Source organism: Streptomyces sp. NPDC017940 (assembly GCF_044328435.1).
Lineage (GTDB): Bacteria > Actinomycetota > Actinomycetes > Streptomycetales > Streptomycetaceae > Streptomyces.
This window is the reverse complement of record NZ_JBIRHJ010000003.1, coordinates 24757-38086: the sequence shown is the minus strand read 5'-3', so window position 1 is coordinate 38086 and position 13330 is coordinate 24757. Positions and strand designations below refer to the sequence as shown.

The 13330-nt window shown below is 71.4% G+C and carries 12 protein-coding genes; 2 read left to right on the top strand and 10 right to left on the bottom strand.

Annotated features, from left to right (window positions below):
- Positions 1-109 precede the first annotated feature (109 nt).
- A complete protein-coding gene (locus ACH4DX_RS10235) occupies positions 110-1135 on the top strand; it encodes an ATP-dependent 6-phosphofructokinase (RefSeq protein ID WP_398120729.1) in 1026 nt (341 codons plus the stop codon).
- 214 nt (positions 1136-1349) lie between these two features.
- On the opposite strand, the gene ACH4DX_RS10230 is transcribed toward ACH4DX_RS10235, so the two are convergent.
- The 9 genes from ACH4DX_RS10230 to ACH4DX_RS10190 all read right to left on the bottom strand — a co-directional run bounded on the left by ACH4DX_RS10230 (position 1350) and on the right by ACH4DX_RS10190 (position 10605).
- On the bottom strand, positions 1350-2042 hold the full coding sequence (locus ACH4DX_RS10230) for a helix-turn-helix domain-containing protein (protein WP_398154797.1): 693 nt from the start codon (positions 2040-2042) through the stop codon (positions 1350-1352).
- Positions 2043-2250: 208 nt separating this feature from the next.
- The gene (locus ACH4DX_RS10225) at positions 2251-2907 is read right to left on the bottom strand and encodes a hypothetical protein (RefSeq protein ID WP_398154796.1); all 657 of its coding nucleotides are present in this window, start codon (positions 2905-2907) and stop codon (positions 2251-2253) included.
- 389 nt (positions 2908-3296) lie between these two features.
- Positions 3297-3725, bottom strand: coding sequence for a peptidase inhibitor family I36 protein (locus ACH4DX_RS10220; RefSeq protein WP_398120735.1), 429 nt, complete (start codon positions 3723-3725; stop codon positions 3297-3299).
- Between the two features lie 84 nt (positions 3726-3809).
- Positions 3810-4841, bottom strand: a complete 1032-nt coding sequence (locus ACH4DX_RS10215) for a helix-turn-helix domain-containing protein (RefSeq protein ID WP_398154795.1) — start codon at positions 4839-4841, stop codon at positions 3810-3812.
- Between the two features lie 61 nt (positions 4842-4902).
- Positions 4903-5730, bottom strand: a complete 828-nt coding sequence (locus ACH4DX_RS10210; protein WP_398120739.1) for a carbohydrate ABC transporter permease — start codon at positions 5728-5730, stop codon at positions 4903-4905.
- Complete coding sequence (locus ACH4DX_RS10205; protein ID WP_398154794.1) at positions 5731-6615, bottom strand: carbohydrate ABC transporter permease; 885 nt, start codon at positions 6613-6615, stop codon at positions 5731-5733.
- The gene (locus tag ACH4DX_RS10200) at positions 6612-7970 is read right to left on the bottom strand and encodes an extracellular solute-binding protein (protein ID WP_398154793.1); all 1359 of its coding nucleotides are present in this window, start codon (positions 7968-7970) and stop codon (positions 6612-6614) included. The genes ACH4DX_RS10205 and ACH4DX_RS10200 overlap by 4 nt, the downstream gene beginning before the upstream one ends.
- 233 nt (positions 7971-8203) lie before the next feature.
- On the bottom strand, positions 8204-8890 hold the full coding sequence (locus ACH4DX_RS10195) for a response regulator (protein WP_398154792.1): 687 nt from the start codon (positions 8888-8890) through the stop codon (positions 8204-8206).
- Complete coding sequence (locus tag ACH4DX_RS10190) at positions 8887-10605, bottom strand: ATP-binding protein (protein WP_398154791.1); 1719 nt, start codon at positions 10603-10605, stop codon at positions 8887-8889. Before ACH4DX_RS10190 ends, ACH4DX_RS10195 begins: the two co-directional genes overlap by 4 nt.
- A 381-nt stretch (positions 10606-10986) precedes the next feature.
- On the opposite strand from ACH4DX_RS10190, the gene ACH4DX_RS10185 reads away from it, so the two are divergent.
- Positions 10987-12393 carry a cation:dicarboxylate symporter family transporter gene (locus ACH4DX_RS10185; protein ID WP_398154790.1) on the top strand — a complete coding sequence of 469 codons (1407 nt, stop codon included), beginning with the start codon at positions 10987-10989 and terminating at the stop codon, positions 12391-12393.
- A gap of 240 nt (positions 12394-12633) precedes the next feature.
- Here ACH4DX_RS10185 and ACH4DX_RS10180 read toward each other — a convergent pair whose 3' ends face one another.
- Positions 12634-13104 (bottom strand): hypothetical protein, encoded by a 471-nt coding sequence (locus ACH4DX_RS10180; RefSeq protein ID WP_398120757.1) that lies wholly within the window; start codon positions 13102-13104, stop codon positions 12634-12636.
- Positions 13105-13330 lie beyond the last annotated feature (226 nt).

Here is a 13330-nt window from a genome sequence, read left to right as displayed (position 1 = left end):
TCTGTGGCTGGATAAGCCGCCCGCCGGACAAGAGGCGGCGGCCCTGTCGGGGCCGTGGAAGAATCGGATCGGCTCACAAGTATCAGCAGCGAGCAGGAGACACAGCGCGATGCGTATCGGAATTCTCACCGCGGGCGGCGACTGCCCGGGCCTCAACGCAGTGATCCGGTCGGTCGTGCACCGCGCCGTGACGCACCACGGTGACGAGGTCATCGGCTTCGAGGACGGATACGCGGGCCTCCTCGACGGGCGCTACCGCGCCCTCGACCTGAACGCGGTCAGCGGCATCCTGGCCCGTGGCGGAACGATCCTCGGCTCCTCCCGCCTGGAGCGCGCCCGCTTCCGCGCCGCCTGCGACAACGCCAAGGAGCTCATCGAGAGGAGCGGCTTCGACGCGCTCATCCCGATCGGCGGCGAGGGCACGCTCACCGCGGCGCGGATGCTGTCGGACGCGGGTGTGCCGGTCGTCGGCGTGCCGAAGACCATCGACAACGACATCTCCTCCACCGACCGCACCTTCGGCTTCGACACCGCCGTCGGTGTCGCCACCGAGGCGATGGACCGCCTGAAGACCACCGCCGAGTCGCACCAGCGCGTCATGGTCGTCGAGGTCATGGGGCGGCACGCGGGCTGGATCGCCCTGGAGTCCGGCATGGCGGGCGGCGCCCACGGCATCTGCCTGCCCGAGCGGCCCTTCGACCCCGCCGACCTGGTCAAGCTGGTCGAGGAGCGGTTCGCGCGCGGCAAGAAGTTCGCCGTCATCTGCGTCGCCGAGGGCGCCCATCCCGTCGACGGCACCATGAACTACGGCAAGGGCGCCATCGACCAGTTCGGGCACGAGCGCTTCCAGGGCATCGGTACGGCGCTCGCGTACGAGCTGGAGAGCCGCCTCGGCAAGGAGGCCAAGCCGGTCATCCTCGGGCACGTCCAGCGCGGGGGTACGCCGACGGCGTACGACCGGGTGCTCGCCACCCGGTTCGGGTGGCACGCCGTGGAGGCCGCGCACCGCGGGGACTTCGGGAACATGACCGCGCTGCGGGGTACGGACATCGTGATGGTCCCGCTCGCGGAGGCGACCACCGAGCTCAAGACGGTCCCGCGGGACCGTATGGACGAGGCCGAGTCGGTCTTCTAGGTGTGCGTTGCCCGTGCGGGCTGCTGTGCGGGTGCCCTGCCCGTGCGGGCTGCTGTGCGGATGCCCGTGCGGGCCGGTGGGGGGTTGTCGCCCTGCGGGCTCGTCCTCAAGCGCCGGACCGGCTTGAACTGCCCGCGCTTGCGCGCTTGTCCTCAAGCGCCGGACCGGCTGACATGCATCGCCCTGCGGGCTCGTCCTCAAGCGCCGGACGGGCTCAATGCGTCGGCAGCAGGGGCCAGAAGTGGTCCAGGATGCGGGTGAGGAAGTCTCGGCCCGCGTGGCCCGAGGCGTCCGCGCTTGCGCCGCCGCCCCAGTTGAGGGTGCGCACCATCCGGGACTGGTAGTCCTCGTGGAGCCGTCGCAGCGGGCCCTCCAGGTCGCGTTTCTCCACCGCCAGGAGCTTGGCGACCGGGCGCAGCTGGGCCTGCCAGCGGTTCTGTACGGCGCTGCGGAGCAGGTCCGCCAGTTCGTCGGCGCGGCCCGTCACCGTGACGAAGTCGGGCAGGGAGAGGTCGAGGGTGCGCGCGAGGGCCGTGGACTGGCGGTCGGTGCCGTGCCAGCGGTCCGTCTCCTCCATGTGGAGGTACGCCTGGATCTCCATGCCCGCGCCGCGCGCCACGTCCTCGGGGGCGAGACCGCGGGCGAGGCGGTGCTCGCGCAGGGTCGCGGGGGCGCCCATGAGTTCCCCGGGCGAGCACCACAGCGTGGCGGCGAGCGCGGCGAGTTCGGTGGCGTCCGGGGTGGTGAGACCGCGCTCCCACGACACGATCGTGTCCGGGGTGACATGGGAGAGGCCGTAGCTCGCCCGCATGCCGTAGGCGACGTGGCCGGGAGCCATCCCCAGTGCTTCACGGAGGCGGCGCGCGGCGGGGAAGTCGAAGGGGGGTGGGGGCTGGCTGGGTCGCACGGGCACACGGTATGCGTGCGGCGACGGTGCGACTACGGTGTGTTCGCACGAGGCTCGCACTCGTAGGAAGCCACATCCACCGGGACGCCCCACCGCACGCCCCCGCGCCGCCCGGGCCCGGCCCCGCGCCGCGAGGTCCGGTGCCGCGGAGGCCCGGCTCCCGCCCACGGGGCGAGGGGACGGGAGCCGGGGGTCGGGGGCCGGGGAGTCAGGACAGGACGCGCTCGGCGTTGGCGCGCCGAACCGCGTTCGCGTCGAGGACCGCGGCGAGCTGCGGGCCGTACCCCTTCATCAGGCGGCGCTGTTCCGCGGCCTCGGCCCGCGCCCACACCCGTACCAGCGACACCTCCTCCTTGCACGTGACGTCCGCGAGCGCCACCTCCCGTTCGCGGCGCGTGACGCCCCCGGAGTCGGCGTCCCACCGCGTGCTCCGCTCGGCGGCCCCGGGGCTCGGGTAACGGTGGCCCCGCTCGCGCATACAGGTGCTCCACGCCTTCTCGGCGGCGCGTACGCCGGGCGTCCGCCTGGAGTTCTCCATGGCTTGCGAGCCGAGCCTGAAGACCAGCAGGCGCTGCTGCTGCTGTCGCTGCCGGGGCACACCCCGCTGGAGCACGGCGGTTGCCTGCGCCTGGCACCCGGGGTGGCTCCTGTCGCCGTCCAGAGCCGCCTCCTGCCGGGCCGTCAGTTCGTCGAGGAAGTAGTGGTTGCGGCGTGCGCGCGCCGGGTCCTCCGGCACGTGGTAGCCGGATGCGCGGGCGTCGTCGGCGTCGGTGAGGCCGTACCGGCCCGTGGACGGGTCGGTGTCCGTGCGGGCGACGGGCGGTGGGTTCCAGGGCACACCGCGCCGCTTCATGCACGCGCGCACCAGTCGGTCCTCGGCCAGGCTCATCCTGAGCCCGAGGCCGTCGTGGCCGTCGGAGTACCGGTCGAGGGGGGGCGGCCCCCCCCCCCCCGCCCCCCCCCCCCCCCCCCCCCCCCCCCCCCCCCCCCCAACCCCCCCCCCGCGTCTTCCCCCCCGCCCCCAGTGGGGCGCCCGCGCCGGCCCCCCCCCCCCCCCGGGGGCGGGGGGGGGGGGGGGCCCCCGGGGGGGGGGGGGGCCCCCCCGGGCCCCCCCCCCCCCCCCGGAACGCCCCGCCGTGCCCGTCCTTCTCACCGGCGCCGGAGCCGCACGCGGTGAGGGTGAGGGCCAGGCACAGCAGGGCGGCTCCTCGCCGCGCCGACACGGGGAGGACGTGTCGTCTCACGGCGGAGGTCTCAGCACTCGTACCGGTGCGAACTCGCGCTGTTGTCACCGAGGCGCGTGTCCCTGAGCACGGCCCTCTTGTCCCCGCGCTCCAGGAGGAGGCTCTTTCCTTGGAGATTGACGTGCTGGAAGAGCCTGACCTTGCAACGTGCCTTGTTCTGCACGGAGCTGGCTTCGTTGTCGAGGCCGTCGACGCGGTCGTGGGACTGCACCCGCTTGTCGCGCCACTTGTTGTTGCCGTAGCTCTTGTCCGTCCCGTTCCACTGGGCCACGCCGTAGGTGTTCCAGGACCCGCCGTTGTGCTGGGGGTTCTCCCACAGACAGAACTCTCCGTTGTCGCAGGAGAACGCGTCCGCCGACGCCGTGGTCACACCCGTCAGCGTGCTCGTCCCAAGGACGATCCCGGCGATGAGCGCCCAGCTCTTCTTGCCGCGCAGCATGTCGATACCCCTTGTCGGTTCCCCGTGCCCCCGGCCGTCCGGGGTGGTCGACTCCCACTCTGCCGAGCGGGCGCCGCCGAGTCGTTAGCTGTCGGTGGCCGCTTCCTGCGCAGCGCGTGCACGGAAGTCCCGGGGTGTCGTGCCGTACGCGGCGCGGAAGGCGCGGCTGAAGTCGGCGGGGCGCACCAGGCCCCAGCGCGCGGCGACCGCGTGGACGGGCAGCGCGCGCAGTGCCGGGTCGGCGAGGTCGCGGCGCACGCCCTCCAGGCGCCGGGTCCTGATCCAGGCGGTGACCGTGGTCTCCTCGCCGCGGAAGAGGCGGTGCAGATGGCTGAGGGAGATGTGGTGGGCGGCAGCCACGGTGCCGGGGCTCAGGCCGGGGTCGTGCAGATGGCGGCCGATGTGGTCCTTGACGCGCAGGACGAGGGTGCGGTGCCGGGCGTCGCGGGCCACCGCCGAGTCCGTGTCCAGGGCGTGACACAGCAGCGCGGTGACGAGGTCGACGACGACTCGCTCAAGGCGCGGCGCGTCGGCGGGACAGAAGGACGCGGTGTCGGCGAGGAGTTGGCCGAGGAACGTGCCGAGCAGGGAGCCGGGGCCCGAGCGGTGGCTGAGCCGCCGCCCGGCGAAGGCCTCCGTGAGGTCCCCCGCGGGCAGCGGGAGCAGCTCTCTGGGTACGAACACGCAGGTGCCCGTGGCCTGCCCGGGCACGGCCTCGGGCGTCGCCGTCATCAGGGCGGGGCGCGAGGTGTCCTGGACGACGACGTCGCCGGGACGGTGGCGGTACGTGCCGTGGGACGAGGACACGTCCACGGTGCCGCTGTGCGGCAGCGACAGATGGAGCAGCCCCGGGTCCGAGCGCCGGATCAGCTCCGGCGTGCGGGCCAGCGTCAGCGCCGGGTGCGCCACCGCGAGGAGCTGAACGGCGCCGAAGTCGACCAGGCGCTGGGTGGCGACGAAGTCGGTGGTGTCGGCGCAGGTCAGTTCCGTGGGGACGGACGTCTGGGACAGGTGGTCCCGCCAGCGGTCGAAGCGGTCGGCCGCGGGCAGGTCCTCGGTGTGCAGCAGCATGTCGCCGAGCATGTGGACCCCCGTGTGCTCAGGTGTTCCTTCCACGAGCAGACGGTGGCCCACCCCTCCCGTGTGACATGCCGTGACGGTTCCGGGGCGGCCCGGTTCACCCCTTCACCGCGCCCCCCAGCGCGAACCCGCCGCCGAGGCGCCGGGCGATCAGCACGTACAGCAGGATCACCGGCGTCGAGTAGATCAGCGAGAAGGCGGCCAACTGGCCGTAGACGATGGCGCCCTTGCTGCCGAAGAAGTCGTTGATGCTGACGGCCGCGGGCATCTGCTCGGGCGAGAGCAGGAGCATGAAGGGGACGAAGAAGTTGCCCCACATCATCACGAAGGAGAAGACGGTCACCACGGCCACGCCGGGCCCCATCAACGGCAGGACGATGCGCAGCAGGGACTGGAAGGGCGACGCGCCGTCCGTCCAGGCGGCCTCCTCGAGTTCCTTCGGCACCCCGTCCATGAAGTTCTTCATCAGCCAGATGGCGAAGGGGAGTTGGGAGGCGGCGAAGAAGAAGATCGTGCCGTGCATGGTGTCGATGAGGTCGACCCGTACGAAGAGCGCGTACACCGGAACCATGATCGCGGTGATGGGCAGGCTCGTCGCGAACAGGATGGTGAGCATGAAGGGGCGGTTGAGCCGGGAGGTGTAGCGGGACAGGGGGTAGGCGGCGAGGGCCGCGCTCACCACCGTGAGGAGGGTGCCGCCGCCGCACAGGAGCAGGCTGTTCAGCATCGGCGTGAACGTGATCTCGTCGGTCAGGACCGCGTCGAAGTTGTCGAGCGTGATGCCGTCGGGGGTCTTCATGCCCACGTCGGCCTTGGGGTCGACCGCCGAGAGGAGCACCCACGCGAGCGGCACCGCGAAGGCCGCCGCGACCGCCAGGAGGCCGATGTCCGCGGCCAGTCTGCGGCTTCTCGTACGCCGTGACACTCAGACCTCCGTGCGCAGCAGACGCATGTAGACGAGCGAGAACAGGGACCCCACGACGAGCAGCAGCAGGGCCACCGCCGTGCCGTAGCCGATCATGCTCTTCTGGAAGGCCTGTTCGTACATGAACAAGGGGAGGGTCTGGCTGCGGTTTCCCGGGCCGCCGCGCGTCATCACCCAGATCAGACCGAAGACGGAGAGGGTCTGGAGCGTGTTGAGCATCAGGTTGGTGCCGATGGAGCGGCGGATCATCGGGAGCGTGATGTGCCACATCCGGCGCCAGCCCCCGGCGCCGTCCACCTCGGCGGCCTCGGTGATCTCCTTGGGGATGTCGTTGAGGGCGGCGGAGTACACCAGCATCGAGAAGGCCGTGCCGCGCCACATGTTCGCGAAGGACACCGCGATGATCGGCAGCGTGTACAGCCAGTTCTGGGACGGCAGGTGCAGCACGTCCAGGACCGCGTTGAGGGTGCCGTCGCGGCGGAAGAAGGCGTAGAGCAGGAAGCCCGCCACCACCTCGGGCAGCACCCACGCCGTGATCACGACGGCTCCGGTGACCGTGCGGACCGGTTTCGAGGCGCGCTGCATCAGGCTCGCGAGGGCGAGGCCCAGCGTGTTCTGCCCGACGATCGACGACAGGAACGTGAACACGAGCGTCAGCAGGACCGCGTTCAGGAAGTCCTCGTCGCCGAAGGCCGTGCGGAAGTTCTCCAGGCCGACGAAGGACTCGTGGGCCTGGCCGGTCAGCTGGAGGTCGGTGAAGGCGATGTAGGCGCAGTAGCCGATCGGCCCCGCGAGGAAGAGGAGCAGCAGGACGACCGCGGGCGACACGGGCAGGGCCCGGGCCAGGGAGCGGGTGAGCCGCCGGTGGCCCGGGGGCTCCGTCACTTCTCGATCACCTCGCCGTCCGTCGCCGACCGCACCTCGTCGTCGTAGCCGGACGCCGCCTTGTCCACCGAGCCGTCACCCGTCGTCACCAGCTCCATCGCCTCCTGCATCGCCGTGGACACCTTCGGGTACGCGGGGAACGCGGGCCGGTAGTGCGTCGAGGCGACCAGGTCGGTGAAGAACTCGGTGCCGGGCTGCGCCCGCACGTACTCCGGGTCCTCGGCGACGTCCTTCCGTACGGAGATGCCGGAGTTCGCGATGTACCACTTCTTCGCGTTCTCCTTGGTCTGCATCGTCTCGATGAACGAGAACGCCAGGTCGGGGTTGCCCGCCTTCGCGGGGATCGCCCACGTCCAGCCGCCGGACATGCTGACCCTGCCGGGGGCCTGGCCGCTCTGCGTGGGCATGGCGGCGAGCCCCAGCTCCTTCGGCCACTCGGGCCACTCGTGCCCGGAGCCCTCCAGCCAGTCCTGCGGCAGCCAGGAACCGTCGAGGTTGATGCCGAGCTTGCCCTCGGGCAGGAACTCGCCGCGCACCCGCGTCGCCATGTTCGGGTCGAGGGCGTCCTCGACGTCGGGGCCGAGCTTCTCCTCGTACACGGTCTCCACGAACTCCAGGGAGTCCTTGAACCCCTGGCTGCCCACCACCCACTTCTTCGCCTTCGGGTCGTACAGCGGGTTCTCGCCGGTGCCGTAGAGCAGCATCTCCAGGCCCTGCATGGACGAGGTCTCACCGCCCGGCTTGCCCGTGTACACGTTCAGCGGGACGACGCCGGGGACCTTCTTCTTGATGGTGCGGGCCGCATCGAGGATGTCGTCCCAGTTCTTCGGCTGCCAGTTCGCGGGCAGGCCCGCCTTCTTGAAGATGTCCTTGCTGAACCACAGGCCGCGCGTGTCGGTGCCGTCCGGTACGCCGTACGTCTTGCCGTCCTCGGCCTTCGCCGCCGCCTTGGCCGTGTCGACGAACTGCGGCCACTCCTTCCACTTGTCCAGATAGGAGTCGAGCGGCTTCAGATACCCGCTGGTGATGTCGGAGTTGATGAGGAAGGTGTCCTCGTACACCAGGTCCGGTGCGGTCTTCGGGGAGCGCAGCATCTGCTGCACCTTCGTGTAGTACTCCGCGTCCGGCGCCTTGATCGGCACCAGCTTCACCTTCTTGCCCGGGTTCGCCTTCTCGAACTGCTTCTTCATCGACTCCAGGTAGTCGTCCATGACGCGGATCTTGTTGTCCATCGACTGCTTGTACGAGACCTTGACGGTGTCCGGGTCGTCATCGGAGCCGCCGCCGCACGCGGTCAGGGCGGTCGCGGTGAGGGCGGCTGTCAGGAGCAGAGGTACGGGGGCGGTGGGGCGCACGGGTCACGACCTCCTACGGTCCGGCGCGGCCGCGCCGCGGCGCGGGGCGCTGCCGCGCGAGGCTGCTGCCGGTGAACGTAAGCGTGGCCTCCGACCAAGGTCAATGCCCTTGCAACGGGCTTGGGCCGGGTGGGTGGTGCCGCGTGTCCGCGGCGGCTGCGCCCTCGGTCACGGGGGAGTGGGCGGCCCGGTCCCCGGCGGGGTCGGCGGCTCCGCCCCGGTGGGTCGGCGGCTCAGTCCCCGGCGTGCCAGCGGTAGATCAGCTCCGGGCGGCCCACATGGCCGTACTGGGGGCTGCGGACGGCGCGCCCGGTGCCCACCAGGTGCTCCAGATAGCGCCGGGCGGTGATGCGGGACAGGCCCGTGGTGTCCCCGGTCGCCGCCGCGGTGAGGCCGCCGGGGGCGGCGTCCTGGAGGGTGCGGGTCACCCGCTCCAGGGTGGGACCGCTCAGGCCCTTGGGCAGGGCGGCGGGCGCGGGGGCGCGCAGGGTGGCGAGGGCGCGGTCGACCTCGTCCTGGCCGGTGGCCTCGCCCGCGGCGGCGCGGAACTCGGCGTAGCGGGTGAGGCGGTCGCGGAGCGTCGCGAAAGTGAAGGGTTTCAGTACGTACTGGACGACGCCGAGGGACACACCCTCGCGGACCACCGCCAGGTCCCTGGCCGACGTCACCGCGATGACGTCCGCGCGGTGGCCCGCCGCGCGCAGGGTGCGGGCGAGGGCCAGGCCGTGGCCGTCCGGGAGGTTCAGGTCGAGGAGGATCAGGTCGACCGGGGTGCGGTCCAGGGCGCGGCGGGCCTGCGCGGCGGTGTGGGCCGTGGCGGTGGCCTCGAAGCCCGGCACCCGGTTGACGTACAGGACGTGGGCGTCCGCCGCGACCCGGTCGTCCTCGACGACCAGGACTCTGATGTCGGGCTCGGTCATCTGCCGGGCCTTCCTTCCGTACGGGGGCCCTCGTCGGCGCCTGGTCCGCCGGTGCCCGGCACCGCGGGAGCGGGGGCCGGGGTGGCGGTCGCCGTCTGAGGGAGCGTCGCGGTGAACTCGGCGCCGCCCTCGCGGGGCTCCGCCAGGGTCAGCGTGCCCGCGTGCCGTGCCACCGTCTGGTGGACCAGGGCCAGGCCGAGGCCGCGGCCCGAGGCGGCCTTGGTGCTCCAGCCGTGTTCGAAGACGGACTCGCGCCGGCCGGGGTCCACGCCGGGGCCGGTGTCGGTGACGCGCAGGAGGATGCCCTGCGGGGTGGCGCGGACCGTGACCGTCACCCGGGCCGCGGGGGAGCCCTGCGCCGCGTCCACCGCGTTGTCGACGAGGTTGCCGAGGATGGTGACGAGGTCGCGCGGGGGCAGGCCCGGCGGGAGCATGCCGTCGTCGACGCGGGTGTCGTCGGAGACCACCAGCTCCACGCCGCGCTCGTTGGCCTGGGCGGCCTTGCCGAGGAGCAGGGCGGCGAGGACGGGTTCGTTGACGGCGGCGACGACCTGGTCGGTGAGGGCCTGGGCCAGTTCGAGCTCGGCGGTGGCGAACTCCACCGCCTCGTCGGCGCGGCCGAGCTCGATCAGGGACACCACGGTGTGCAGGCGGTTGGCGGCCTCGTGGGCCTGCGAGCGCAGCGCCCGCGTGAACCCGCGTTCGGAGGTCAACTCGCCCGCCAGGGACTGGAGTTCGGTGTGGTCGCGCAGGGTCACCACGGTGCCCTCGCGGTCGCCGCCGGACACCGGCGAGGTGTTGACGACCAGGACCCGGTCGGCCGTCAGGTGCACCTCGTCCACCCGCGGCCGGGCGTCGAGGAGCGCGCCGGTGAGGGGCGCGGGCAGGCCGAGGTCGGTGACGTACCGGCCGACGACGCCCTCGGGCGCGCCGAGCAGGTCGCGGGCGCCGTCGTTGATGAGGGCGACGCGCCGCCGCCCGTCGAGCATGAGCAGCCCCTCGCGCACGGCGTGCAGCGCGGCCTCGTGGTAGTCGTGCATGCGGCTCAGCTCGGCGGCGTTCATGCCGTGGGTGGAGCGGCGGAGGCGGGCGTTGACGACGTACGTGCCGACGGCGCCGATGGCGAGCGCGCCGACCGCGACACCGAGCAGCGCGAGGAGCTGGCCGCGCGCCTTCTCGCTGATCGTCTCGATGGTGATGCCCGCGCTGACCAGGCCCACGACGCGGCCGTCGTCCCCGGCCCCGTCGGCGCCGCCGTCCCGGATCGGGGTGACCACGCGCACGGAGGGGCCGAGGGTGCCGGTGTAGGTCTCGGTGAAGGTCGCCCCGCGCAGGGCCTCCGCGGTGTGGCCGAGGAAGCGCTCGCCGATGCGGTCCGGGTCGGGGTGGGTCCAGCGGATGCCGCGTACGTCCATGATCGTGACGAAGGCGACGCCGGTGTGCCGCTGCACGTCCGAGGCGTACGGCTGGAGCCTGAGCGAGGGGTCCTCGGCGTGGACCGCCGCGCGCACCGAGGGGGCGTCGGCGACCGCGCGGGCCGCCGCCGTGGCCTGGCGGCGCGCGGCCTCCTCGGCCTGGTGCCGGTCGCTGAGGTAGGTGAACAGGGCGCAGCCCGTGACCACGACCGCGACCAGGACCACCTGCATCGCGAAGAGCTGACCGGCGAGGCTGCGCGGGCCACGGGGTCTGCGGGGCGGTCGGGGGGCCTGGGGCATGGTGCCAGTCTGCCGTGGCGTCCGTGTGCGAACTAAATGAACGTAACGGTGACCGCCGTCACAGGCCGGGAGATAGTCACCCGGAATCACCGACACGTCCGCCGGCGCACCCACCGACACGTCCACCGGCCCGTCCGCCAGGACTTCGCCGGCCCGTCCGCCTGGACTTCGTCGGCGCGTTCCGGGACATCGCGGGGCGTGAGCCGCACGGCCGGACGAGGACATCCGAGGACGCGACGCACCCACACGTACACAGACGCATCCACACGTACAAGACGCACCCAAACGTACGAAGACGCACCCACACATACGCAGCCGTGCACACCTGTACACAACCGTGCACACCCGTACACAGCCGCACGCAGCCCTAGGAGGCACCCCGTGGCACAGGGACAGACGCCGGCCGACGCCGCCGGTACGGGCACACCGCCCGCGAAGCGGGACCGGACCCACTATCTGTACATCGCCGTCATCGGCGCCGTACTGATCGGCATCGCCGTCGGCTTCATCGCCCCGGACTTCGCCAAGGAACTCAAGCCGCTCGGTACGGGCTTCGTGAACCTGATCAAGATGATGATCTCGCCGATCATCTTCTGCACGATCGTGCTCGGCGTGGGCTCGGTGCGGCAGGCAGCCAAGGTCGGCAGGGTCGGCGGGCTAGCGCTCGCCTACTTCATGGCGATGTCCGTGGTCGCCCTGGCGATCGGCCTGATCGTCGGCAACATCCTGCACCCCGGCTCCGGCATGGACCTCTCGCCGTCGGACAAGAAAGCGGGCCACACCGCAGCCGACAGCGCCGACGAGGGCCTCGTCGACTTCGCGCTCGGCATGATCCCCAAGACGATGGTGTCCGCCTTCACCGAGGGCGAGGTCCTCCAGACCCTCCTTGTCGCGCTCCTCGTGGGCTTCGCCCTCCAGGCCATGGGCAAGACGGGCGAGCCGGTCCTGCGCGGGGTGCAGCACATCCAGAAGCTGGTCTTCCGCGTCCTCGGCATGATCATGTGGGCGGCGCCGCTCGGTGCGTTCGGCGCGATGGCCGCCGTCATCGGCGAGACGGGCACCGACGCCCTGCGGGCACTCGCCACCATCATGATCGGCTTCTACGTCACCTGCGCCCTGTTCATCCTCGTGGTACTCGGTACGCTGCTGCGCCTGGCCACCGGCGTGAACCTCTTCAAGCTGCTTCGCTACCTGGGCCGTGAGTTCCTGCTCATCCTCTCCACCTCCTCCTCGGAGTCGGCCCTGCCCCGGCTCATCGCGAAGATGGAACACCTGGGCGTGAGCCGCCCGGTCGTCGGCATCACCGTCCCCACCGGCTACTCCTTCAACCTCGACGGCACGATGATCTACCTGACGATGGCCTCGCTGTTCATCGCCGACGCGATGGACCAGCCGCTCGGCGTCGGCGAGCAGATCTCGCTGCTCCTCTTCATGATGATCGCGTCCAAGGGCGCGGCGGGCGTCTCCGGCTCCGGCATCGCGGTCCTCGCGAGCGGCCTCCAGTCCCACAAGCCCGCCCTGGTCGACGGCGTCGGCCTGATCATCGGCGTCGACCGCTTCATGAGTGAGGCGCGCGCGCTGACGAACTTCGCGGGTAACGCGGTTGCCACGGTGCTCATCGGGACGTGGACCAAGGAGGTGGACCGGGACCGGGTCGCTCTGGTCCTCGCCGGGAAGCTGCCGTTCGACGAGCGGACGCTGCTGGACGACGGACACGGTTCCCCCGGAGCGGTGCCCGAGGGCGGGGCTGCCGAACCCGTGCCGTTGCAGAAGACGCCGGTCGCGTAACGGCATCGCGCTCCGTGACTGTTGATCGTGGATATGGTCAATGGCGCTACAGCACGACGGCAGAAAGGCGGAGGTGGCGGTCGGCGCTTATGCTGCCGGGCTCTTCCTCTTGCCGGCCGCCGCATCAACCCCGAACTGATCCGACGCGACTAGAACGGCCGCGGGGCCTTCCGCCGTCCAGGGGGGGGGCCGCCCGGCCTCGGTGGCGGAGGCCGGGGGCATGGCGCCCGGGCGGGGGCCTCATGACGGGTAGAGGTCGGCCTCTTGGCCGTCCGGGACCTTGTAGCAGCCGGAGACCACGTCCAGGCTCAGCATCGGCGGATCACTCCTGGACATCTTGATGATCTTTACGCCGGCCTTCCTCCCGTCGTTGTCGGCGGTCAGGGTGATGCTTCTGTTCTTGCTGTTGTTCGGCCCGTATCCGACGATCTTCCACCCGTGCCGCGGTAATTCCCTCTTGAGGTGCGCCATCGCCTCGTCGAGGTCGTCCGCCGAGGCGGGGGTGAAGCTCCACGGGTGGTAGATGCGGAAGTACTTCTTCTTGTCCTTTCCCGAGCAGCCGGTGACTCCCGGAAGGTTCTCCGAGGTCTTTCCCTTCACGCCGATCACGTCGTAGAGGGCACGGGAGGTCTTCTTCATCGCGTCGGCGGCAGCACGCGTGGTGCTCGTGCCCGCGGACGGGACGCCATCGCTGTTGTTGTCGTCGGTCATGCCACATCCGGTCAGAATCGTGAGTGCGAGGGATACGGCGGGCACTGCGGCACGCCTTGTGATCTGCACGTCTTGGTTCTCCTATTTCGCACGCCGTGCGTTCGCGGTGATCGCGCGGCCGTCGCCCGCGGGATCGAAACCCAGCAGGTAGGCCCGTGGCAACCCCTCTCGCCGGTGCCGGTGCGATCGAGTCGCACACCGTCGTCCCGTCGTGCGCTAGTTGCGC

Excerpts from the sequence above, each read along its gene's own strand:
- ACH4DX_RS10195 (WP_398154792.1), bottom strand. The coding sequence starts at position 8,890 with ATGACCGAGCCCGACATCAGAGTCCTGGTCGTCGAGGACGACCGGGTC.
- ACH4DX_RS10220 (WP_398120735.1), bottom strand. The coding sequence starts at position 3,725 with ATGCTGCGCGGCAAGAAGAGCTGGGCGCTCATCGCCGGGATCGTCCTT.
- ACH4DX_RS10235 (WP_398120729.1), top strand. The coding sequence starts at position 110 with ATGCGTATCGGAATTCTCACCGCGGGCGGCGACTGCCCGGGCCTCAAC.
- ACH4DX_RS10180 (WP_398120757.1), bottom strand. The coding sequence starts at position 13,104 with ATGACCGACGACAACAACAGCGATGGCGTCCCGTCCGCGGGCACGAGC.
- ACH4DX_RS10190 (WP_398154791.1), bottom strand. The coding sequence starts at position 10,605 with ATGCCCCAGGCCCCCCGACCGCCCCGCAGACCCCGTGGCCCGCGCAGC.